Origin of the sequence: Romboutsia sp., from assembly GCF_051659545.1 — a bacterium.
Classification (GTDB): domain Bacteria; phylum Bacillota; class Clostridia; order Peptostreptococcales; family Peptostreptococcaceae; genus JBOFOR01.
The window spans coordinates 12,520-36,466 of the sequence record NZ_JBOFOR010000043.1 but is presented as its reverse complement, the minus strand read 5'-3'; the positions used below and the strand labels follow the sequence as shown (position 1 = coordinate 36,466).

The 23,947-nt window shown below is 27.5% G+C and carries 23 protein-coding genes and 1 riboswitch; of the genes, 18 read left to right on the top strand and 5 right to left on the bottom strand.

Translation table 11 applies throughout. From position 1 onward, the window contains the following. The first annotated feature begins 141 nt into the window (after positions 1-141). From hisJ to ACRC03_RS02565, 7 genes are all read left to right on the top strand, one after another. Positions 142-855 carry a histidinol-phosphatase HisJ gene (hisJ, locus tag ACRC03_RS02595; RefSeq protein ID WP_438650993.1) on the top strand — a complete coding sequence of 238 codons (714 nt, stop codon included), beginning with the start codon at positions 142-144 and terminating at the stop codon, positions 853-855. A gap of 190 nt (positions 856-1,045) precedes the next feature. Further along, the gene (locus ACRC03_RS02590) at positions 1,046-1,588 is read left to right on the top strand and encodes a biotin transporter BioY (RefSeq protein ID WP_438650992.1); all 543 of its coding nucleotides are present in this window, start codon (positions 1,046-1,048) and stop codon (positions 1,586-1,588) included. Continuing rightward, positions 1,582-1,965: a DUF1284 domain-containing protein gene (locus ACRC03_RS02585; protein WP_438650991.1), complete on the top strand. Its 384-nt coding sequence runs from the start codon at positions 1,582-1,584 to the stop codon at positions 1,963-1,965. Before ACRC03_RS02590 ends, ACRC03_RS02585 begins: the two co-directional genes overlap by 7 nt. Positions 1,966-2,056: 91 nt before the next feature. Continuing rightward, a complete protein-coding gene (locus ACRC03_RS02580; protein ID WP_438650990.1) occupies positions 2,057-3,892 on the top strand; it encodes a glycoside hydrolase family 13 protein in 1,836 nt (611 codons plus the stop codon). Between the two features lie 38 nt (positions 3,893-3,930). Then, the gene (locus tag ACRC03_RS02575) at positions 3,931-4,122 is read left to right on the top strand and encodes a hypothetical protein (protein ID WP_438650989.1); all 192 of its coding nucleotides are present in this window, start codon (positions 3,931-3,933) and stop codon (positions 4,120-4,122) included. 35 nt (positions 4,123-4,157) lie between these two features. Beyond that, positions 4,158-4,583, top strand: a complete 426-nt coding sequence (locus tag ACRC03_RS02570) for a MarR family winged helix-turn-helix transcriptional regulator (RefSeq protein WP_438650988.1) — start codon at positions 4,158-4,160, stop codon at positions 4,581-4,583. Positions 4,584-4,797: 214 nt separating this feature from the next. Then, a complete protein-coding gene (locus ACRC03_RS02565; protein ID WP_438650987.1) occupies positions 4,798-6,060 on the top strand; it encodes a cation:proton antiporter in 1,263 nt (420 codons plus the stop codon). A gap of 49 nt (positions 6,061-6,109) precedes the next feature. Here ACRC03_RS02565 and ACRC03_RS02560 read toward each other — a convergent pair whose 3' ends face one another. Both ACRC03_RS02560 and ACRC03_RS02555 read right to left on the bottom strand, forming a co-directional pair. Then, positions 6,110-6,415 (bottom strand): DUF1540 domain-containing protein, encoded by a 306-nt coding sequence (locus ACRC03_RS02560; RefSeq protein ID WP_438650986.1) that lies wholly within the window; start codon positions 6,413-6,415, stop codon positions 6,110-6,112. Between the two features lie 110 nt (positions 6,416-6,525). After that, entirely contained in the window at positions 6,526-7,701 is a 1,176-nt protein-coding gene (locus ACRC03_RS02555) for a sodium/glutamate symporter (RefSeq protein WP_438650985.1), read from the bottom strand. 167 nt (positions 7,702-7,868) lie between these two features. Beyond that, a riboswitch (Fluoride riboswitch) is annotated at positions 7,869-7,927 on the top strand. A gap of 121 nt (positions 7,928-8,048) precedes the next feature. Between ACRC03_RS02555 and ACRC03_RS02550 the strand changes: the two genes are divergently transcribed. From ACRC03_RS02550 to ACRC03_RS02530, 5 genes are all read left to right on the top strand, one after another. Next, positions 8,049-9,275, top strand: a complete 1,227-nt coding sequence (locus tag ACRC03_RS02550; protein WP_438650984.1) for a cation:proton antiporter domain-containing protein — start codon at positions 8,049-8,051, stop codon at positions 9,273-9,275. Between the two features lie 64 nt (positions 9,276-9,339). Continuing rightward, positions 9,340-10,095, top strand: coding sequence for a nitroreductase family protein (locus tag ACRC03_RS02545; protein WP_438650983.1), 756 nt, complete (start codon positions 9,340-9,342; stop codon positions 10,093-10,095). 6 nt (positions 10,096-10,101) lie between these two features. Beyond that, positions 10,102-10,950 (top strand): potassium channel family protein, encoded by an 849-nt coding sequence (locus ACRC03_RS02540; protein WP_438650982.1) that lies wholly within the window; start codon positions 10,102-10,104, stop codon positions 10,948-10,950. A 269-nt stretch (positions 10,951-11,219) separates the two neighbouring features. Then, positions 11,220-12,392 carry a double-cubane-cluster-containing anaerobic reductase gene (locus ACRC03_RS02535; protein ID WP_438650981.1) on the top strand — a complete coding sequence of 391 codons (1,173 nt, stop codon included), beginning with the start codon at positions 11,220-11,222 and terminating at the stop codon, positions 12,390-12,392. Between the two features lie 8 nt (positions 12,393-12,400). Next, on the top strand, positions 12,401-13,156 hold the full coding sequence (locus tag ACRC03_RS02530) for an acyl-CoA dehydratase activase (RefSeq protein ID WP_438650980.1): 756 nt from the start codon (positions 12,401-12,403) through the stop codon (positions 13,154-13,156). A gap of 63 nt (positions 13,157-13,219) precedes the next feature. Here the strand turns inward: ACRC03_RS02530 and ACRC03_RS02525 are convergent, their stop codons facing one another. Then, the gene (locus tag ACRC03_RS02525; protein WP_438650979.1) at positions 13,220-14,284 is read right to left on the bottom strand and encodes a hypothetical protein; all 1,065 of its coding nucleotides are present in this window, start codon (positions 14,282-14,284) and stop codon (positions 13,220-13,222) included. Between the two features lie 361 nt (positions 14,285-14,645). Between ACRC03_RS02525 and ACRC03_RS02520 the strand changes: the two genes are divergently transcribed. Together ACRC03_RS02520 and ACRC03_RS02515 are read left to right on the top strand one after the other, a co-directional pair. Beyond that, positions 14,646-15,539 (top strand): DMT family transporter, encoded by an 894-nt coding sequence (locus ACRC03_RS02520; RefSeq protein ID WP_438650978.1) that lies wholly within the window; start codon positions 14,646-14,648, stop codon positions 15,537-15,539. 116 nt (positions 15,540-15,655) lie between these two features. After that, the gene (locus ACRC03_RS02515; RefSeq protein ID WP_438650977.1) at positions 15,656-16,495 is read left to right on the top strand and encodes a PHP domain-containing protein; all 840 of its coding nucleotides are present in this window, start codon (positions 15,656-15,658) and stop codon (positions 16,493-16,495) included. Between the two features lie 90 nt (positions 16,496-16,585). On the opposite strand, the gene ACRC03_RS02510 is transcribed toward ACRC03_RS02515, so the two are convergent. Next, positions 16,586-17,323: a hypothetical protein gene (locus ACRC03_RS02510; RefSeq protein ID WP_438650976.1), complete on the bottom strand. Its 738-nt coding sequence runs from the start codon at positions 17,321-17,323 to the stop codon at positions 16,586-16,588. 107 nt (positions 17,324-17,430) lie between these two features. Beyond that, positions 17,431-19,065 (bottom strand): aspartate 4-decarboxylase, encoded by a 1,635-nt coding sequence (gene aspD / locus ACRC03_RS02505; RefSeq protein ID WP_438650975.1) that lies wholly within the window; start codon positions 19,063-19,065, stop codon positions 17,431-17,433. Positions 19,066-19,263: 198 nt separating this feature from the next. On the opposite strand from aspD, the gene ACRC03_RS02500 reads away from it, so the two are divergent. The 4 genes from ACRC03_RS02500 to ACRC03_RS02485 all read left to right on the top strand — a co-directional run bounded on the left by ACRC03_RS02500 (position 19,264) and on the right by ACRC03_RS02485 (position 23,936). Further along, positions 19,264-19,872 carry a DUF975 family protein gene (locus tag ACRC03_RS02500; protein ID WP_438650974.1) on the top strand — a complete coding sequence of 203 codons (609 nt, stop codon included), beginning with the start codon at positions 19,264-19,266 and terminating at the stop codon, positions 19,870-19,872. Between the two features lie 146 nt (positions 19,873-20,018). Continuing rightward, complete coding sequence (locus ACRC03_RS02495) at positions 20,019-21,197, top strand: cation diffusion facilitator family transporter (RefSeq protein WP_438650973.1); 1,179 nt, start codon at positions 20,019-20,021, stop codon at positions 21,195-21,197. A gap of 225 nt (positions 21,198-21,422) precedes the next feature. Continuing rightward, positions 21,423-22,235 carry an alpha/beta hydrolase gene (locus ACRC03_RS02490; RefSeq protein WP_438650972.1) on the top strand — a complete coding sequence of 271 codons (813 nt, stop codon included), beginning with the start codon at positions 21,423-21,425 and terminating at the stop codon, positions 22,233-22,235. A gap of 201 nt (positions 22,236-22,436) precedes the next feature. Continuing rightward, the gene (locus ACRC03_RS02485) at positions 22,437-23,936 is read left to right on the top strand and encodes a sensor histidine kinase (protein WP_438650971.1); all 1,500 of its coding nucleotides are present in this window, start codon (positions 22,437-22,439) and stop codon (positions 23,934-23,936) included. Positions 23,937-23,947: the final 11 nt, after the last annotated feature.

The window sequence follows — 23,947 nt, the reverse complement described above, 5'->3', positions numbered from 1 at the left end:
AGTTAGTAGGAAATTCAGTTATTTAATTATTAGAGTGTAAAATTGTTGGAACGCCGTATGAGGTGAAAGTCTCACGTACGGTGTGAAGTGGGGGAAAAGTTGGAGATAACTTCAAAGACTTACCTATCACTATAAAAAGCAATAGAAGTAGGTATAGAAGAAATAACATTTACAGAACACTTACCACTTCCAAATAATTTTAAAGACCCGTCTTCAAACAATGATAGTGCTATGAATGAAGATGAAGCACTAAATTATTTTAAAGAGCTATCAATATTAAAAGAAAAGTATAAAGAAAAAATAAAAATAAACTCTGGGGTAGAAGTTGATTATCTAGAAGGATACGAACATGAAATTAAAAATATGCTAGACAAATATGGGAAGTATATTGAAGACTCAATTATATCTGTTCATATTATTAAAATAGGTGAAGAATATCATTTTGTAGATTCTAATCCAAAAGAATTTGAAAAAATAATTAATATTTTAGGTTCTATAGAGGAAGTCTACAATAAATATTATGAAACTATAAAGCTAGTTATAAATAGTGATTTAGGAGAATACAAACCAAAAAGGATTGGACACCTAAACTTGGTAAGAAAATTTAATCAAGTATTTCCATATGACTACAGCAAAAATAAAAAATTAGAAGAAGTTGTTACTTTAATAAAAGAAAAAGGTTATGAATTAGATTATAATGTTTCTGGTTTAAGAAAAGAATATTGCAAAGAGCCTTACTTATATGGATATTTATTAGAATTAATAAAAAAATACAAAATACCGACTGTTTTAGGTTCTGATTCTCACTCTTCCAATGATATAGGTAGTACATTAGAAAACACATCAAATATATAATGATGTGTTTTTTGCAATGGGTAAATAGTTGACTAAATGAAATATTTATCTAAAAGGTTGCTAAAGTAAAGAGAATATTATATTTTAAAAATATTTTAAATTGACAAAAATAAGAATTGTTATACAATTAAAGTGTAAACCTAATAAAAAATAAAGGTTAACCTAAAAGTTAGCTAACAAGGGGGAAAATATGAAGATGTCAACTAAAGAACTAATAATATGTGGACTATTTGCAAGTATCACATCTATACTGGCTCAGATATCAATACCATTGCCTTTCACAACCGTACCATTGACCATGCAAGTTTTTGCAGTAGCACTATGTGGATTAATACTAGGGCCTAAACTTGGCTTTATATCACAAGTGATATACATATTGATAGGTGCTATAGGAATGCCAGTATTTGCACAAATGAGTGGCGGAATTTCATCTATAATAGGTCGAACAGGGGGATTTATATTGTCATTTCCAATAGTAGCATTAGTAGTAGGATATTTTTCTAAAAAATATAGTTCATTACCTATGATAGTAGTAGGGATGATTTTAGGATTAATAACAAGTTATACAATAGGAACGTTGCAGTTTACTCTAATAATGAAAGTAAGTTTTATAGAAGGATTAACTTTATGCGTAATACCTTTTGTATTAGTAGATTTAATGAAAATAGGGCTAGCAACAATAATAGGTGTTAGTGTATCAAAAAGAGTAGGTATGGGGATGAAAACATGTTAAAAATAAGACCACATCATATTTTATGTATGAAAGCTTATATAGGAAAAGGATATAGTGAAGAATTTAATGAAAATATTAAAAGGGTAATCGCTAAATTACAAGATGAATCTCAAAATATTGAAGTAATATTTGGACTTGATTATATTTGTAGTAAATGTCCTTACAATGATAAGGAATTAGTATGTAAAAGTGAAGAAAAAGTAAATAAAATTGATTCAAAATTATGTAGCTATTTTAAAATAGAAGAAGGCATATATAGATATAGTGATATAAAAGAAAAAGTATATTCACATATAACGGAAGAGATACTTGAAGATATATGTGGAAACTGCGAATGGAACAAAATAACTAATTGCAAAGAACTAATTTTAAAGTAAAACGAGTATAAGGGTATTTTATTGTCTGTTAATACTTTATAGACTACAATTATAATATAGTTGAATAGATATAAATATCAGGGGGACAGAGATGACTAATATATGCAAAGAAGCATTGCTTCATATACCAAAAAGTAATTATGCCTATGGATATGATGAAGAAACTCTACATATTCGTTTAAGAAGTAAGAAGAATGAAGTGAAAAATGTAAATTTAAGAATAGGGGATCCTTATATTTGGGAAACTCGTGAAGTAGGCGGAGGAAACCTTAATGCTTCAGGAATAGGGTGGAGTGGAGGATGCTTCATCGAAATGAAAAAGGAACTAGAAACAGAGTACTTTGACTATTGGAAAGCAGAATATAAAACTAAAACAAAAAGATCAAGATATGCTTTTGTAATAGAAGGAGAAAATGAAAAACTTCTATATACAGAAAAAGGAATTAATATATTAGGAAAAGAAGATGATGAAGAAAAATTGTGTAATATAGCAAGTTTCTTTGGCTATTCATATTTAAATAATATTGATATTCCAAAGGTACCAGAGTGGGTAAAAAACACTATATGGTATCAAATATTTCCAGATAGATTTGCAAATGGCAATCCAAATATTAATCAAGATAATGTAGAGCCATGGGGATCCCCTCCTACAAATGATAATTTTACAGGTGGGGATTTACAAGGAGTAATAAATAATTTGGATTATATAAAAGATTTGGGTATTACGGGAATATATTTTTGTCCAATAAGTGAAGGGCATACAAATCATAGATACGATACTATAGATTATATGAAAATAGATCCTCATTTAGGAGATGAAGAAACTCTTAAAACTCTAGTAAAAGAAGCTCATAAAAGAGGAATAAAGATAATGCTAGATGCAGTATTTAATCATATTGGATATTATTCAAAGCAGTGGCAAGATGTAATGAAAAATAAAGAAAAGTCCATATATAAAGATTGGTTTTATATTAAGGATATAAATAAGATAGATATGACAACTGAACTTATGGATGAAAAAAATATACCATATGAAACGTTCTCATGTGTACCTCAAATGCCAAAGCTGAATACAGAAAACCCTCAGGTTATAGATTATTTAATAGAAGTAGGAAAGTATTGGATTGAAAAATATGATATAGATGCATGGAGATTAGATGTATCTAATGAAGTAGACCATAGTTTTTGGAGATTGTTTAGAAAAGAAATAAAAAAAGTTAAACCGGATGTATACATATTAGGAGAAATATGGCATAATAGTCTACCATGGTTAATGGGAGATCAATTTGATGCAGTTATGAATTACCCATTAGGAGATGCTATACTAAAATTTTTCTGTACAAATGAAATTGATGCAACTACATTTAAGTATACAATAAATGAAATAATGGTAAGCTATCCACAGCAAATAAGTGAAGTAACCTTTAATTTGTTAGGAAGTCATGATACCACAAGAGTTCTTAGTTTAGCTAATGGAAATCAATATAAATTTAAACTTGCTTATTTATTTATGTTTATACAAGGTGGATGTCCTTGCATATACTACGGTGATGAAGTAGGAATGGTAGGAGTTCAAACTAAAGACTGTGAAGGTCAAAGAGAATGTATGGTATGGGAAAATGAAAAGCAAGATAGAGAACAACATAGTTTTATAAAGAAACTAATAATATTGAGAAAAGAACATAATGATTTTAAATCAACTTTAAATCAATGGTTTTTTGCCGATAGTGATAGAGGAATAGTTATATTAAAAAAAGAAAATATAACTATAATAATTAACAATAATGAAAATAAACAAAAAATAGAGATACCATTATATTTGCTAGATAAACAAGTAGAAAATTTATTTACTAAGGAAAAGATTGTACTTAAAGAAAGTATAGAATTAAATTCATATGGATATTTAATAGTAAAACCAATAATATAGAATACTAATAAAAAATTAAAATATATTAGGAGAATTATATGGATAGATTGTTGGAACTTTTAGATAGAAAATTTTTGAAGGATAGAGAACTTTTAGAATTAGAAGATGATGAGTATGTGTTAGAATGTAAACTAACAAAGCCACATAATGCGCATTACAACGAATATATAATAAAAATAAAAAAAGACGGAAAGATTGAAGAACACCTTGTTTATCTAAAACATAGATAAGAAAAGGTGTAGACAGTTTTATAGAGGTGAATGCTTTGGAATTTGAAATAATAAATACCTATAAGAATGAGATAATTAAAGATTTTAGAAAATATGCACAGGAAGCCCTAAAGAATCATGAATTTAAGGTCTCAGACATAAAGTATTTAGTTATAATAGAACAAAATAAAAATATAAAATTAAATGAACTTTCAATACTTTTAAATGTAGATAAGGCAGTTGTTACTAGAACAATAAAGAGGTTAGAGGATTTAGGATATGTTAAAAAGAAAAAGGATGAAAAAGATACGAGGTCATCTAAGCTATCATTAAATAAAAAAAGTGAGGAAAGCCTTCAAGACCTAAGGGGTATATTTAAAGATTGGTTTGATAAAGTTACTTATAGCTTTACGGAAGAAGAAAAGCAATTGTATATAAACTTTATGAAAAGAGTTTATGAAAATAGAATTTATAAAAACTAAATACTTGAGAATTATCAATGTACTATAATAGATAAAATATCAGTAAATTATTGTAAATAAAATAGAAGCTAAATGTTAAAATAGTCAGCCTTTAAAGGATGGCTATTTTTTTACGTAAAAAAAATAAAAATAAAAATAGTTGACTAAGTCAATTAATAGGAATATAATCAGTTTTAGTCAAAAAAAACGAACGAATAACGAAGAGGTGATTTAAATGGAAAATACAGTAGAAGCAATTGCAACTAATAATTTGTTGTTAATATTTGCAGCAATTGCCATAACAGGTATTGTTTTAGGACGACTAAGTGAAATTATAAAAGTACCAGATGTGATTTTATATTTAATAGCAGGAATTATAATAGGTCCAGCAGTATTGAACTTGATAAGTATACAGGCGTTTCCAGTAGAAAATAATCTTATACTTACCTTTGGATCGGCATTTATACTATATGAAGGTGGAAGAGAAATAAACTTAAAAGTTTTAAATAAAGTAAAACTAAGTGTAGGAATGCTAGCTACAGTAGGTGTTATTATATCTGCAGGAATTGTAGGCTTATTTGCGGGAAAAATATTTGGACTACCAATTATGACAGCTTTACTTTTAGGTTCGGTAGTAGCATCAACAGACCCAGCAGCACTTATACCAGTTTTTAAACAAGTACCGATAAAAGATAAAATAAAGCAAACAGTAGTCAGTGAATCTGCTTTTAATGATGCAGTAGGAGCTATATTAGTATCAACTCTTTTAGGGGTGGTTACAAGTGGACATCTTTCAATAGGAAAAAGTATAGAAGAATTAGTTGTAGCAACAGTAGTTGGAGTAGGTGTTGGAATAGTTATGGGATATGTGTTCTCTGTTTTAATATCAGATAAAAAATGGGGAGTATTCCATTCTTATGCACCAATAATGTCTATTTTAAAAGTTGCACTAGCGTATGAAATAGCAGTACTTTTACACGGAAGTGGATACATGGCAGTATTTATAGCAGGACTAATAGCAGGAAATAAGAAAATGTTTGGGCTTTGGGTTCCAGAATATGATTTCCACTCAGAGCATAACTTTAGAGAAAATATAGGATCACTATGCCGTATGGGAATATTCGTGGTATTAGGAACACAAGTGAATTTAGAGGCATTAGCTAAATATTGGGCTCCGGCATTAATAGTAGTATTGGTATTAATGTTTATAGCGAGACCTATAGTAGTATTAGTATCTACTTCATTTGATAAAAATGCAAAATGGACATTTAAAGAAAAGTTATTTATGATGTGGGTTAGAGAAACAGGTGTTATACCTGCAGCTTTATCGGGTATAATTGTTTCTATGAAATTACCTGGATATGAAATAATATCTTCCGTAGTATTTATGACAATACTAGTTACTTTAATAGTACAAGCTAGTACAACTAAATTTGTAGCCAAAAAGCTAGGAGTACTGGAAGAAGATAACAATGATAAAACAAAAATAACAGCATAGATAACAAAATAGGAGGATAGATTCTATCCTCCTATTTTGTTTATGTAGATTATTTAGACATAAAAGTCTCACAGCTAGAATTTTGAAAATTAATATCTACGTGGCTAGCATTACAACCGCCACTTACATTATAAATACAGTTGTTAGCAGTACAAGATATATTTTGACTATTAGTTAAAGAAACTTCTCCACTATAGTTAGATATATTAAAAGCAGTTCCATTTTTAAAAGTATCACAATAAGTTTCTGGAGTTATTGAAGCATCAAAACCTTCAATTTTTATATGTGAAGCATAGCAATTTCCAGATTTATTAAAAGCACAGTTATTAGCTAAACAATTTAAATTACTTTCCATAATTACCTCCAAATTATTTTTATTAATATACATTATGTCTTTATAAATATTATGTCTTTGAATCTTTAATTTAATTCTCAAATGATTAAAATTTTCCAAATTAAATATTATTAGCTTAATATATTGATGAAAAATATAATGCAAGGCATTGTGAATATATCTAATAAAAATGCAGCAACAATGGTAACTACTAAAACTGATTTTTCAGAGTATCCATATATTTCACCAACAGAGTTCATATTGGCAAGTGCTGTAGGTGTAGCTCCAAGGCCATGACCAATTAGTCCGCTTATCATAATAGCAGAATCTAAATTTTTTCCTAAAACCCTAAAACATATAAATATAGAAAATAAAGTTATAAATACAGCTTGGGACAACACTATTATCAAAATAGGTCCAAATAGACTAGAAAGCTTATACAGGTCGATACTCATAAGAGCCATAGTTAAAAATATACCCAAACAAGCATCACCTAAAAAATCTAAAATCTTAAAATTAAATTTAAAGATTTTAACTTTATCATTTACGTTTCTAAAAATAATTGAAATCAACATACAACCAGAAATAGCAGGAATTATAATGTTAGTAGAAAGAGAAAATATATTTGCGATAAACTCACCTAAAGCTATGCAGAGTAGAACTATAAGTATTTGTTCTAAGAATGAACTTGTAGTAAAACTATAACTTGTTAAAGTAGAAATTGAATTATGATTACTATGTTTTACAGTATTATTAGATATTAGGTTATATTTTACTATCAAAAACTTAGCAAGAGGTCCTCCAAGTAAACCAGAAAGTATAAGACCAAAAGTAGCAGCTGTAATACCAACACTTATAGCATCACTAACCCCTAAGTTTTCTATAGTAGCTCCAAAAGCAGCGGCACTTCCGTGCCCACCTTCCATAGAAATCGTTCCACACATAAGTCCAAGTAATGGGTTGAAATTTAGTAACTTGGATAAAAACAGTGCTAATAGATTTTGACAATAAGCTAAAATACCACATAATAGCCAATACTTTATTAATAATTTTCCTCCTTTTTTAAAAATATTAAAACTTACTCCAAGACCAACTATGGTAAAAAACCCACATATAAAGTATGGCATTAACTTGGTATCCATAGTTATCGTACAAATTTTAAAAACTTTTAATAGTAACACTAATATAGAAAATAGTAAGCCACTAATAACAGGTGCAGGTATACAAAACTTAGTAAAAAAGTTAATCTTATGTTTTATCAGATTACCTATTAGAAACAGTACTATAGATAAAATAAAAGTATACATTACATTTAAAGATATAGAAAACAGAAGTATCACTCCAATCAAAGATACAAGCTTGTATTAAAAATTATATTAATCAAAATCTTAAAATATTCATAAAATAGGAAGGTTGAATACAATAAAATTTTAAAATTTACATCTAATTAATAATATGATATTATATATATGTTAACTAAATCGGCGATGGAGTTCGCCATTAAACGCGAAAGCTAATGACTCCTACTCTTGTAAATAAGGGTAGGAGTCTATTTTTTTGCGTAACACGCAGAACAGCTGGGGGAGATGAAGTGTTTCACCGAAAGGTCACTCAAGCGAGGTGAAATTTAAAACAAAAGATAGGAGAGGTATTTATGACAATACTTAGTACAGTTTTAAGCTTAGCCATAATAGGTTTATTAGCATACAATAGTGGCTTAATAGTAGAAAAAATAAAATTACCATCATTAATAGGAATGATGCTAGTGGGGATGGTTATAGGGCCTGCATTTTTAAATTTAGTACCAGAAGCTACTTTAAGATTAGCACCTACACTAAAAGATGTAGCATTAGTTATAGTTCTTTTTATAGGAGGTTTAGGTATAAGTTTAGATCAGATGAAGCAAATAGGAAAACCGGCAGTATTACTTAGTGTTTTACCTGCTACCTTAGAAGGTTTTGCAGTTGCATTTTTATCAATGATATTTTTAGATTTTTCATTTATACAAGGTGCAATACTTGGATTTATTATAGCAGCAGTAAGTCCAGCAGTACTTATTCCTTCTATGATTTCTTTAATAGAAAGAAAAGTTGGACAAGACAAAGCAATACCTCAAATGTTGCTTGTAGGTGCAAGTGCTGATGATACTATAGCTATTACTTTATTTACTACTTTTTTAGGGATTTATATGCAAAGTAGTACAGGAGAAAGTACATCAATAGTTACTTCGCTTATATTAATTCCAATATCTATATTAATAAGTATACTAATTGGATTTATATTATTTAAGTTAAGTAAAAACCTAATTAATAGTGCCAATAATGACTTTATAAAGGTTAGTATAGCATTTTTAGTGTGTTTAGGAATGAGATTTATAGAGAAGAACTTCCATATAGAAATGTTTAATTCATTACTTTCTATAATGGTGTATGGGTTCTTTATTAGAAACTATATAATAGAAAGCTCCAAAATAATTTTAGAAAAAATGAATTTACTTTGGAAAACAGGCAAGTTGTATCTATTCTCTTTTGTTGGAATGGCAATCAATCCATCCTTAGTAGGAAGTTACTTTACAGTAGGAGCGACTATATTAGCATGTTCACTATTTATAAGATCTATAGGGGTTTTATTATCATTAAGTGGAACTAATCTTAATAAAAAAGAAAAACTATTTTGTGTAATAGCATACTTACCAAAGGCAACTGTACAATCGGCAAAAGCATCTATACCAATGCAAATGGGAGTAGCTGGTGGTGAAATTATGCAGGCAATAGCAATTTTAAGTGTTCTTATTACAGCACCAATAGGAGCTATAGGAATTAACTTAACTTCAAATAAATTATTGTCTACAATTGATAAAAGAGTAGAAAAAATATCCTAATATATAAATATATTTATAAAAAATACTAAAACTATAATATACATTGAGAGCAAGGAGAATTATAATGAATTTAAAAAAATCGTGGATAAAAGCTAGTGAAAACAGAGTTTCAAGAAGAACTTATATAGAAAAAGATATAAAAAAAGAAGATATAGAATCTATTATAAATATGATAGATTCTATAAACAATGAGGCTAGAATAAATATTCAATTTGTAGAAGAAGGAAAAGAAATTGTAAGTGGATTTAAAGCTTCTTATGGAATGATAAATGGAGTAAAATCTTTCATAGCATTAGTAGCTAATAAAGATATAGAAAACTACAAGCAAAAACTAGGTTATTACGGAGAAATGTTAGTTCTAGAAGCTACAGATAAAGGTCTTTCTACTTGCTGGTTAGGTGGTACTTACAAGAAGAAAGAATGTGAGAAGCACATTAATATTAAAGAAAATGAAGAATTGGTATGTATAATAGCAGTAGGATATACAGAAGAAGAATTATCTATAAAGGAAAAACTTGTAAAAACACTAAACAAAAAAGAAAAATCAACAGATGAAATCTTAAAAAGTAAAGATAGTAAAATTCCAACATGGGTTTTAAGTGGAGCACAATTCATTTTAGATGCACCTTCTGCTGTAAATGCAAGGCCAGTAGTATATAAATATGAAGATAATAAAGTAGAAGCAATTATAGCTAAACCAAACCATGGCTATGAAGAAGTAGATTTAGGAATATCTATGCTACACTTTGAATTAGGAGCATACAGTGAAGGATATAGTGGGAATTGGAAATGCGAAAACAAACAATATACATTCAACTAATATTTAATGAAAAAAAAGTATATAACCTACAACATAATTATGGCAATACTATCAATTATCGTTGCCATAAACTTAGTAGTACAGTTAAATAAAAATTTAAGTTATGAGGCACATAAAGCACTGCTACTTATAGACAATATAATATGGATAATATTTGTTGTAGATTATTTTATAAGATTATATAAGAGCAAAAACAAAAAGAAGTTTGTAAAGAAGAATATTATAGACTTGGTATCTATAATTCCTTTTAATTCTATGTTTACGGTTTTTAGAGCTTTAAATGTATTGAAAATAGGAAGAATAGCTAATTTAGGAGAAGTAGTAAAAATTCTAAGAATAATATCTGTATCAGGAAGACTTAAGAGAAACTTTGATGAATTTATAAGAACTAATAATTTTAATTATACATTAGTTATAGTTTTTATTATTATATTGGTAGGATCTGTAACTATCTCAGTTGTTGAAAAAATAAGTATAGGTGATGCTGTATGGTGGAGTATAGTTACAGTAACAACTGTTGGGTATGGTGATATTTCACCAGTTACTCCAATGGGAAGATTTGTAGCGGCGATACTTATGATTTTAGGAATAGGATTTATAAGTTCACTTACATCAACATTGTCTACATACTTTATAAAAAAAGAAAAATACAAGGAAGAAAAAGTAAAAATTAATCATCAATTTAAAAAAGTATATGATGAAAATACAACTAAAGAAAAAAGTAATGTAAGTTTAGAAGCAAATGAGTATAAAAAAATAATAATTGGATATAGTATAAAAAAACTTGAAGATTTTGATAACTGCTCAAAAGAGGAACTACAAAGTATATTTGAAAAATTAATTTCAATCAAGTAATTATAGGGGCTATATTTAATATATAAAAGAATTATTCTAAATACACTTTATTTAGAATGGTTCTTTTTATATTTTAGAAGATTAGACTACTAGTACAACTTTAATTAATTACTGTATTTTATTTAAATATATAGAAATAAATTAACTAACAAAATCGAATTATAGAAATTATCTATAAAAGAAGATTGAACTATAGAAAAAAACTTAAAATATTGTTTGATAAATAATGTAAAATCTATATGAAAGATAAATTAAACAGGGGGAAATATATGATAAATTTACCAAGCAACTTTGATAGCTTCAATGAAGCTAGAAGAAATGGATTTATTAAAGCAAAAGAACTTAAGGAAAGCGGTAAAAAATTAGTAGGTGTATTTTGTACATATACACCAGTGGAAATACCAATGGCTGCAGGAGCTGTAGTTGTGGGTGTATGTGGTGTTAGTGAAGAGGCAATACCAGATGCTGAAAAGGTACTTCCTAGGAACCTTTGTCCACTTATAAAATCAAGTTATGGTCATGCAATAACTGATACATGCCCATATTTTTATTTCTCAGATTTATTAATAGGAGAAACTACTTGTGATGGAAAGAAAAAAATGTATGAAGAGTTAGGTAAAGTTAAACCAACTCACGTAATGCATTTACCTAATATGCAAAGAGGAGAATATACATATAAGCTTTGGAAAGAAGAAATGAAAATTTTAAAAGAAGAGACAGAAAAAACTCTAGGAATTACTATTAGTGAAGATGATATAAGAGCTGCAATAAAAGATAAAAATGAAGAAAGAATACTTTTAAAAGAATACTATGAGCTTGCCAAATTACAGCCATCAGCTTTAACGGGTATGGAAATACATCAAGTTTTATATCAATCAGGATTTAAATTTGATAGAGATGAACTAAAAGCAGATTTAAGAAAACTTATAGATTCTATGAAAGAGAGATATGAAAAAGGGGAAAGTCCAGTAGATTCATCTAAACCAAGAATACTAATAACAGGTTCTCCAATAGCAGGAATAAGTGAGAAAATAATAAATACTATTGAAGATAGTGGTGCATCTATAGTTGCTTATGAACTTTGTGGAGCAATAAGAAACAACGATTTATTAGTAAACGAAGAAACAGAAGATGTATATGATGCATTAACAGAAAAATATTTAAATATAGGATGCTCTTGCATGATGCACAATGACAATAGAATAGAAATGATAGATAGAATAATAGATGAGTATAAAGTAGATGGAGTAGTAGATGTTACTCTTCAAGCTTGTCATACTTTCAATGTAGAAAGCTTTAGGATAAAAGAATTTGTAACAACTAAAAAGGATATACCATACATGGCAATTGAAACTGATTACTCTAAATCAGATACAGAACAATTAAGAACTAGATTTGAAGCGTTTATAGAAATGATTGAAGAAGATGTGTGTGTAAAATAGGGGGACGTATGTATAGCATAGGAATTGATTCAGGTTCAGTAGCAACTAAGGGAGTATTATTTGATGGAGAAAAGATAGTAAAAAAAATAATCATTCCTACAGGATGGAGCCCTAAAACTACTTCAGAGCAAGTTTATAACTATTTATCAGAAGGTATAGATAAAATAAATATTAAAAAAGTAGTAGGAACTGGGTATGGAAGAGTTAGTATGGATTTTGTTAATAAGAAAGTAACAGAAATAACTTGTCATACTAAGGGGATTCATTTTTTAAATAAAAATATTAGAACTATTATAGATGTAGGTGGACAGGATAGCAAAATTATTAGCTTAGATAAGCAAGGTAATGTAGTTAATTTTATAATGAATGACAAGTGTGCCGCAGGAACAGGGAGATTTTTAGAACTTACTTCTAATATTTTAGGAAGTGATATTTTAAATATAGATAAGTTGGCAAAGGACCAAGAGCCAGAGAATATATCTTCTATGTGTACTGTGTTTGCTGAATCAGAGATAGTCAGCTTACTTGCAAAAAACATTAAAAAAGAAAAAATAGCAGCAGGGATACTAAAATCTATAGCTAACAAGTCTAGTGCTATGTTAAATAGAGGAGAAATAATAGATGAAATTGCATTTACAGGTGGTCTTGCTCAGAGTAAGGTACTTGTCAAAATGTTAGAAGAAAACCTAGGTAAAAACATATTTATAGCTGAGGATACTCAAATAATTGGAGCTTTAGGTGCAGCTATAATAGGATATAGATAAAAATAAATAGTGTGAGCTCCTTGTATAGGGGTTTACACTATTTATTTGGGTATATTTGAATATTTAATTTAGAGGAGCTTGAATCATTTTGTTTTTGTAAAAATCTATGCATACATCGCTTAAATTTTTATTTTTAGGATTGAAATTAATTTTTCTTAAATAATTATAAAAATCTAAATCATAGGCATAGCTTGTAAAATTACTATCTGTTTGAAAAAATCTATAATCTAAGTATCTAGAAAAGCCAGCAATTAAATTTTCTTCACACCAGATGTTAAAGTCGTAATAGTCTTTACCTATTTTATTGTATTTAGATGTAAAAAATTTATCTGATAATAGATTATCATAAACATCTAAAAGGTCGCTATTGTTTTTAAAATTATCAAATATATAATGGGAGTATTGATAAAAAGCAATACTTATAAGGTCTTGAATAGATGTATCTAATTGCACTGTGGATATTATTGTGTTATTATTTTTAAATACTTGAGATTGTAAAGGATTAAAGTCATAGTAAAAAATTAATTTATAATTTTTATCTAAGTTTAAGCCCGATACATTTTCAATAAATTTAATTATATCTATATTTTTATTTAAAATAATTTTATTTAAATTAGTTGCTCTATTTAAATACAAATTTTCATATTTATTAAAATAAGAATCGAAATACACAGTAGAAAAATAGTTAAAGAACAAATCAACATCATTCTTTAAGTACATATTTAAGTTTAAATTCTTAGAACTAATAATTTTATTAACTATTTCTTCACTTGAAGCATCATCTTTTAATTCAAGGACTTCATTTATATAGTTCCAACAAGTATTAAATTCAAATATATTTCTTAATTTCTTTTTCATATCAGGATCCATAGAATTATAAGTGTTTTTTAACCACTTATAGTGCTTATACCCCTCTTTAGAAGAGTTTTTATATAATTCTTCATAAGAATTTGAATCATTTAAATTAACATTATACATTTCATAGGCTGTCTCAATTAATGAAATTTTAAAGGCTACATTTTTTATTTGAAAGTTTTGATTATATACTTCTGCACTACTAGTGTACAATCTAGCACAAAGCAATAACAATAATATACTAAAAAATAAAATTATTTTTTTAAAGTTCATGGCATCACTCCTTACTTACTAAATTGAACTTAATAATTAAAATACCTTTTAAAATAATTCAACAATTTAGCTTTATAAATTGGAAAAAGGTATATCGAAAAAAGTATAAAAATAAGAAAAAGCAATTATGTAAATGAAATGAATAAAATTGAGATGAAAAACAAGTCATAAAAAAAAGAATAATATATATTTCTATCTAAAAGTTAATTGGTTGTAATTTATTGTTTGCTAGGCATATTTAATATACAATTATAAACAGTAGTTTATCTTAAAATAAAAAATGTATATTAAAATCTAATACATATTAAAATTTAAATAAGGGAAAAAAATAAAGTGTGTAATAAAGGAGTAGGAGGGTAATATGAGTGGAGTATTAAAAATAATCGTAGCAATGTGTATTTGGGGGAGTTTAGGAGTATTTGTAAAAAATATTTCTCTTGAATCATTTGAAATAGCATTTTTACGTGCAGTAATTGCTAGTGTTGTTGTAGGTGCTATTGTTTTAATAAAAAACAATAAAAAAGAAGTAGACAATGAGGAACAAAAATATTCTAAGAAAAGTTTTTCAATTTTAATATTATCAGGAGTACTTATTGGATTTAACTGGGTATTACTATTTCAATCTTATGAGTATACTACAATATCCAATGCAACTTTAAGCTATTACTTTGCACCTGTAATAGTAGTGTTTTTATCACCATTTATATTAAAAGAAAAGTTTACCCTAAAAGTTGGGGTATCGGTAATTTCTGCGATGCTGGGATTATTTTTAATAGTGAATAGCCAATCTAGTGCAGCTATAGGGAACTTTAATCATGCCAAAGGTATAAGTATTGCCTTAGGTGCAGCGTGTTTGTATGCAACTGTAGTTATGCTAAATAAGTATATACAAGACATTGATGATTATGAAAGGACTTTCATACAATTATTTAGTGCAGCAATAGTTCTTCTTCCTTTTATTATATATAGAAATGACTTGGTTATAAAAGATTCAAAATCTTTAATTTTAATACTAATTTTAGGAGTTGTACACACTGGAGTAGCATATTGCCTTTATTTCTCGGCTATAAAAGAAATAAAAGCTCAAACTACAGCATTACTTAGTTATACAGACCCCGTTTCAGCAATATTTTTTAGTGTAGTATTTCTTTCAGAACCATTATCTATCATGCAAATTATTGGAGGTAGTATAATATTAATCTCAGCCTTTATTGCTGAAAGAACTTCTAAAGAAAAAATTCAAATGGAATCTTAATTTAAAAATCAAGTCTTTATAAAAAATTATATAGAAGTATTACTATAGATTAATTTTAACAGAACCTTTATACTAGAATTACATTAAAGATAGTCAAAGATAGGAGGAATTTTAATATGATGGTAGATTTACACATACACACATATTTTTCAGATGGGACAATGTCACCTGAAGAAGTAGCACGTGATGCATATAAAAAAGGACTTAAAGTGATAGCAGTAACAGACCATAATAATATAGAAGCTTATGATAGATTAAAAAAATCATGTGAAGAATATGGAATAATAGCTATAAGAGGTGTTGAAATAGATTGTAAATATAAGGATAAGGTACTTCATGTATTGGCCTATGATTTTAAAGATGATAAAAATTTATTTGATTTAATAAATAAATCAAGAAATGAGCTACTAAAAACGAGCGTAGATTTAATTGATAGAATGTCAAAAGATTTTAATGAAGTATCTAGTGAAGATTATGCAAATTACGAATATGATAGAAGAAAAGGTGCATGGAAAGGTGTACATTATCTTTTGGAAAAAGGACTGTCACAAAAACTACTAGATGGATTAAAGTATTACAAAGAGTATGGCTGTGATTATATAGAATATGATTTTTCACCAATAGAAAAAGTTTGTAAAGCTATAAAAGATGCTGGTGGTTATGCAGTACTTGCTCATCCTAGCAATTTCTATAGTGAATTTTCAAAAGAAGGTTTAATTAAAGTATTAGAGGATTTAAAGGATAAGGGTATTGATGGTATAGAATGTTACTATCCATCTAATGGAGAAGAACTAACTAAGACGTGCGTAGAATTTTGTAAGAAGAATGATATGATTATCACTGCTGGATCTGATGGGCATGGAGAATTTACAAAAACCATAAAAAATATAGATTATTATATAGGAGCAGTAAAAGCTAATATAGATGATTTAAATTTAAGATTTATAAAAAGATAAAAATATTAAGTAATTAAATATATAGCAGTAAATATATAAAACTATAAAAATCAAGGCAAAATATCTTAAAATATTTTGCCTTGATTTTTATTAATCTGCTTCTTGAAATTTTTTATAGTTGCAAGAGCTAATCAGGTTGTCTAATTTAAACTTAGGGAAAATAGGTCTAGATTCCCAAACTAAGTTTTGCAATTGATAGTCTTTATATTGCTCTGTACCTTCTTCAAAGTATTTATTAATAGATAATTCAAATAAATCTTCTTTATTTCCGAAGTTCATATAGTTTAAGTAATTTTCTTTTAACCCAGGATTATTAATAGTTATAGTATAGAATTTACTTTCAACTTCTTTTAATTCATCCAATAAATCTCCAGTTTGAGAATCTAAAGTACTGTTCATATAGTTTGCATCTCTAGCACTATTAGTTAACTCAGACATTACTTTGTATTGAATACTCTTAATTTTTCTATTTAGCACAATTGATAAGTAGAATAAATCTCCGAGCTCTTTTTCTAATTCGTTTTCTCCCTTAAGTAGTAATCTTACAGATGGTAAGTCTTTAGATGAAAATATTGTTAATTGAGTTCCTTTATTAAAAACAAGCTTTAAAGGATATTTTAAATCATCAGGTTTTATTGATTTTTTTAAAACAGAATCTTCAACAACAAAAAAATCTCCACCTTGGTAAATTGCAAAATTCTTTCCGTAGTTATAAAAAAGTGTTTTTGATGGAACTATATCCCCATAACTAAATTTCTTTATTCCATCATTATTTCTAACAACATTTCCATCTTGCAATGTTGGACAATAAAAACATTCGAACTTCATAGCATATCCCCCTAATATTCTAAGTATAGTAGAAACTAATTGCTAATAATAATTATAACTATAAAATTTAAATTTTGCATTCTATATGTTAAATTTAATTAAAATAATTATAAATCAAACTCCTCAGTCCATTTTTTAAAATAGCTATCTAATACTTTCTTTAGGCAGATTCCTATTTCAGAATAAGCTTCATCGTAAAGGTTTGCTAAAGAAATTCTTATTGACCACTCAGGACCAGCAAAGCCACCTCCGCTTAGTAGTACTATTGAGGATTCTTCTGCTAAGTCAAATAGTATATCAACAGGCTTGTAACTACTTTCAAGGTAATCAGAAAAAGCTTTACCATGATTATATTCAGCCCATTCTAACAAATCAAATTGAGTATAATAAGCAGCACTATTAGAATTTTTATCAAGATCTAAGCCGAGGCTATTAAATAATAGTTTTTGACGATGATTACAAATATCTATAGTCAAGTTTTTATAGTAATTCTTATCGTCTATTAAGGCAAAGGCAGAGAAAAATGCCATTTGTACTTGTTGAGGAGTAGAAAGTCCTGCTGTATGATTAAGAGCAACTTGCCTGCTATCAGCTACAATTCTATCTATAAAAGGAACATTAGAAGGATTAGTATTCATATCAGAATATCTTTTATTAGTTCTTTTTCTAATAGAGTATGGAAGCTGAGAAATAAGCTTATCAAAAACGTTTTTTTCATGTAAAGCAATTGTCCCTAATCTCCATCCTGTAACACCAAAGTACTTAGAATAAGAATAAGAACCTAGGGTATTATAAGGAATCTCAGCCATTAAAGATTTAAATCCATGGACAAAGGTACCATAAACATCATCAGAAATAATCATTAAATCTGGATTAGCGTTTGTAACTATATCAACTAATTTACTTGTAGATTTAGGAGAAATAGCTACTGAAGGTGGATTGCTCGGGTTAACAAGGAACAATGCTTTAATATCTTTATCAGATAGCTTTTCAAGCTCGGTATCAGAATATTGCCAAGTATGTTTGCCATTTTTATCTTTTTCATCAGCAACTATATATTCAACTTCAAATTCATATCTTGGAAGATGTGGAATCTCTAAATATGGTGTAAATATAGGAGTCATTATAGCAATTTTATCTCCCTTTAGAAGTAAATTATTTGCAATTAAAGAGTCAAAGATATAACACATAGCAGCGGTAGCACCTTCTACAGCAAATACGTTAAAATCTCCACCTTTTGTAGTGTCGTATTTCATTTCTTGAACCAAATACTCTTTTACTAATTTTTCAATATGAACCAACATTCTATCTGGGAAGGGATAGTTATCTCCAAGTATTGCATCAGTTAATTCATATATGAAATCATCAGAATTAAATCCAAGTTTGCTTACTCCATAGTCTACAATATCTTTTAATAAATTTACTCCTGGCATTTCAGAATGGTTAGCTAAGTAGCAATTAAATCTAGTAGTTATGTCAGATTTTCGAGGCAGACCAGTTAATGGCCCCATATTCCAAGAACTACGGCTTTCTTCAATAGCAAAATGTCCAAAAGTAAAAAATGCTTCACGAGGGGTTGCAGCAAGCCAATTAGGATTTCCTCTTCCCGCATCAAGTAAAGTACGTGTACTTTTTTGAATTGGTTTAGTTGCAAGATCGATAAGAGCATTTTTAAATTCAAAAGGGCTTATTTTACCATAGATATTTTCTAATTCTTTTCTCTTAATATTAATAGTATCCATATTTAAAATTTTCTCCTTATAACAATGATAGAAATATTATTTGCTGTTTAAAATTATAATATGTCATCTTAATCAATATATCAATAATATATCAATAATATATCAATAATATACAAAAAAATATATATAAAATCATTTTATGATATAATGAATTATACAAAGTAATAGTATATTTATAATAAAAAGGAGAACTTAATAATGAACACTAAGCAATATAAAAAAATGGCGTTAGAACAACTAAAAGGAAAATGGACAACTGTAGTATTAGCCTTTTTACTTTATAATCTTGTGTCTAATATATTTAGGATAAGTTTTGATTTAGAAAGCAATATTATAATTAGATATGCATCTTCTATTTTATATGGAATTATGACTGTAGGTATGTCATACTACTGTTTAAGAATAACAAAGGGACAAAATTTCCAAATAAAAGATATATTCGCAGGCTTTAAACAATTCTTACCAGCAATGATATTAAATATATTAGTTGGGTTAGGAATAAGTCTAGGTTATGTATTACTTATAATTCCTGGTGTTATATTTAATTTAATGATATCTCAAGTTTACTTTATTTTAGCAGAAAATGAAGGTATGGGAGCTATACAATGTATTAAAGAAAGTATTAGTATTATGAAAGGTAATAAGATGAACTATTTTGTTCTTATGTTAAGTTTTATAGGATGGATAGTACTTGCAGCATTTACTTTTGGCATAGGATACTTAGTTTTATACCCATATATGAACTTAACTTATGCTAATTATTATAATAGCATAAAAGAAAATAGTAGACATTCAATTGCTACATAAACGTAATATACTATTTATGAAAAATAAAAAATATGTTAGTATGTAAAAGGATGCAAATTTGCATCCTTTTTAAAATGAAAAAATACCCACATATATATAGTTATACGAACGGAATAATACTTATTAAGAATGGAGAGTAGATATTTATGTTTTCTGAAATTTTAGTTAAGACCTTTATTAAGGACAAAGAAAATATTCAAAAAGAATATGTTAGAAATAAATATGGCTATTTAGCAGGAGTAGTAGGCATAGTTTTAAACTTATTTCTATTCATTGTAAAGATATCAGTAGGAGTTTTAACATCTAGTATTGCTGTTACAGCAGATGCATTCAATAACCTTTCTGATATGGCATCATCTGTAGTAACTATAATAGGATTTAAGTTAGCAAGTATTCCACCGGACAAAGAACATCCTTTTGGACATGGCAGATTAGAATATATATCTGCACTAGTAGTGGCTTTTATGGTAATGATTGTTGGAGTTCAATTTATAAAATCATCAATTGAAAGAATTTTAAATCCTGTACCAATTAAATTTGAAATTATCCCATTAATACTTTTAATTGCATCAATACTGGTTAAAGCATGGTTGAGTAGATTTAATAAATACGTAGGAGAAAAAATAGATTCATCAGCTTTAAAGGCAGCAGCATTAGATGCTTTAGGAGATGTATTTACTTCAAGTTGTGTGGTAATATCGTTTTTTGCAGCAAAATTCACTAATCTTCCAATTGATGGGTATGTAGGAATTGTAGTATCACTTGCAATACTTTATGCAGGATATTCTCTAGTAAAAGAGACAATAAGTCCATTACTTGGAGAGGCTCCAGATCCAGAACTAGTCAAAGCTATAAATCAAGGTGTATTATCTTATGAAAATGTAAATGGAGTACATGATTTAATAATACATAATTATGGTGTTGGAAAATGTATAGCATCTATACATGCTGAAATTCCTGCAGATATAGATATAATGACTATACATGATATTATAGATACAGCAGAAAGAGAAATTTCTGAAAAGTTAAAAATTCATTTAGTAATTCATATGGATCCAATTTGTATTGAAAATGAGGAAATTGCAACTGCAAGAGAAGAAGTAGAAAAAATAATTAAATATAATCCAGTAATAAAATCTATGCATGACTTTAGAATAATAGGTCACGGAGAACATAAGAATTTAATATTTGATGTTGTTGTAGATAATGAAAAACTTACAAAGATTATGTCTGAGGAAGATTTAAAAGAAAATATAGAAAAATGCATAAAAGATGTTCATCCAGAATACAACTGCGTAATAACTATAGATAGAGAATATCATTAAAAAATATGAGATAATATCTCATATTTTTTTATGCTTAAATAAATTACAATATATGGTTAAAAAATGATAAGCTACTATAATGTAGTTAATGTCATTATACTTAGCGATAAAAAATGACATAATTTTATTTACAAAACTAAATTTCTTTTATATAAAGGATTATTTGCATATAAATAGAATTATTTAATAAGTGCTAGTTCTAAAATATAAATAGGGAGGTCCTTTATGATTTTAAGTGAAGAACAAGTATACACAACTAAAGATAATATAAATTTAAATGTAGAAAGAGATTTAGTAGATAATGCAAAAGCAGTTATTTTAATTGTACATGGATTAGCAGAGCATTTAGGTAGATATGACTACGTGGTTTCTAAATTAAATAGCTACAAATATAGCGTATACAGATTCGACAATAGAGGTCATGGAAAATCAGGAGGAAAAACAATCTACATAGATGATTACAATAAGTTTTCAAGTGATGTAGATGAAATAGTAGAACTTATAAAAAGAGAAAATGAAGGTAAACAAATATTTATAATAGGACATAGCATGGGAGGAATGATAGCTACTTTATTTGGTATAAAATATCAAAATAAGGTAGATGGAATAATCTTATCAGCAGGAGTTACTGCAGATAAAGCTGGATTAATGGAAGCTAATATTAACTTGGGAATGGATGAAATGGTAGATAATGGACTATCCCACTTGATTTGTACAAATAAAGAAGTTGTAGAAAGCTATGATAATGATCCATTAGTAGCACACAAAATAAGCGGAAGTATGTTTATTGAGTGTAACAAAGCTATTAAATTTATACAAGAAAACATTGATGATTTTAAATATCCAGTGTTAATATTGCATGGAAAAGATGATAAAATAGTTTATCAAGAAGATTCAATTATATTGTTTGAAAATATAGGATCTAAATATAAGAAAATTAAAATTTATAAAGATATGTACCATGAGATATTAAATGAATTTGATAGAGATAAAGTAATTTCAGACATAAACAACTGGGTAAGAAAAGAATTAAGATAGAAATATAAAGGATCTTCTATATTATAATTTTATAGAAGATTCTTTTTTTACGCAACGAGTAGAGTATTTGGTGATATGAGCGAAGCTAATTTTTACGTAAAAATCAGAAATTTAAATGATTAATTTTATAAAATAAATATATAGACTCAAAAACATAAAATAATTATAATAGAGTGATACGGTAACATAGGGGGGACTAGAGTGAATATTAAAAAAAATACTATAAAGACAGTTGGCATTCTGCTTATTTTAATATTAATATCATTAATATTTGATAGAATAGGGCTTAAGGAATCTAATATAATATTAGTTTTCACAGTAGGAATAATGTTTATTTCAAAATTTACAGATGGATATATTTATGGAATTACTTCTTCTATAATAGGTGTACTTTGTTTTAATTTCTTTTTTACAAAGCCATATTATACTTTTTTTATTGAAGATCCAGATTATATAGTGACTATTTTAATAATGTTAATTGCAACATTATTAACTAGTACATCAACATCAAAAGTTAAAAAAGAAGCTCAGGAATACTTAGTAAAAGAGCAAAGAATGAGGGTCTTATATGAAAATAATAAAAAACTATTAAAAGCAAAAAGCAGACAAGAAATAATAAAATGTTGTGCTGATAGCTTAGGGGAAATGCTCAGTAGAAATATTTTCATACAAGTTAAAAATGAGAATCTAGGACCGATAGAGTATGAATACAATAAGAAAAAAGAATTAGCACATATGCTTGAATCAAAAATAGAACTAAGCGTTTTAAAGGAGTACTTACATTTAGAAAAATCAGAAAAACAAATTATAAAAATTGATAGTGAGAAAAGTATGTACTACTATCCAATTTGTGGTAAAAAGAGTATTCTAGGTGTAATATGTATAGAAGTAATTACAAAAGACTCTATATTAGAAAATGAAAAAATAATCCTTAAATCTATTATAGCTCAAGTTGCACTAGCTATAGAAAAAGAAGACCTATATGAAAAAAATAAAATTAATAGCATACAAGCAAATAGAGAAAGAACTAGGGGGAATTTACTTAGATCAATATCTCACGATTTAAGAACTCCTTTAGCTAGTATAATGGGTTCAACGTCAACTATTTTAGAAAATTACGATAAATTAGATGATAATGTAAAAAAGGAATTATTGAATAATATATACGATGACTCTAAGTGGCTTACTCGATCTGTAGAAAATGTACTGAGTGTAACCAAAATGGATGAAGGCAGATTAGAAATTAAAAAAAATATGGAAGTAGCAGAAGAGATAATATCAGATGCTCTAAAAAGAACAAGCCACCTTAGAAGTGATAGGACTTTAAAAGTATCGCTTCCAGAAGAAATAATAGTAATAAATGTGGATGGATTATTAATAATACAAGTATTAGTCAACTTAATAGATAACGCTATAAGGCACACTCCAGAAGGTAGCGAAATCTATATAACAATAGAAAAAAATAAAAAAAATACTATTTTTAAGGTTTCTGATAATGGGAATGGTATACCAGAAACAGGGATAGAAAATATATTTGAAAGATTCTATACAAAATCAGATGGAAAAAACCTAGAACAAAGAGGTATAGGATTAGGATTGGCAATATGCAAGTCAATAATAGTAGCTCATAGTGGAGATATAAAGGCTTATAATAATTCTGATGGTGGAGCAACCTTTGAATTTAGAATACCAAATAATTAGGAAAGAGGTAA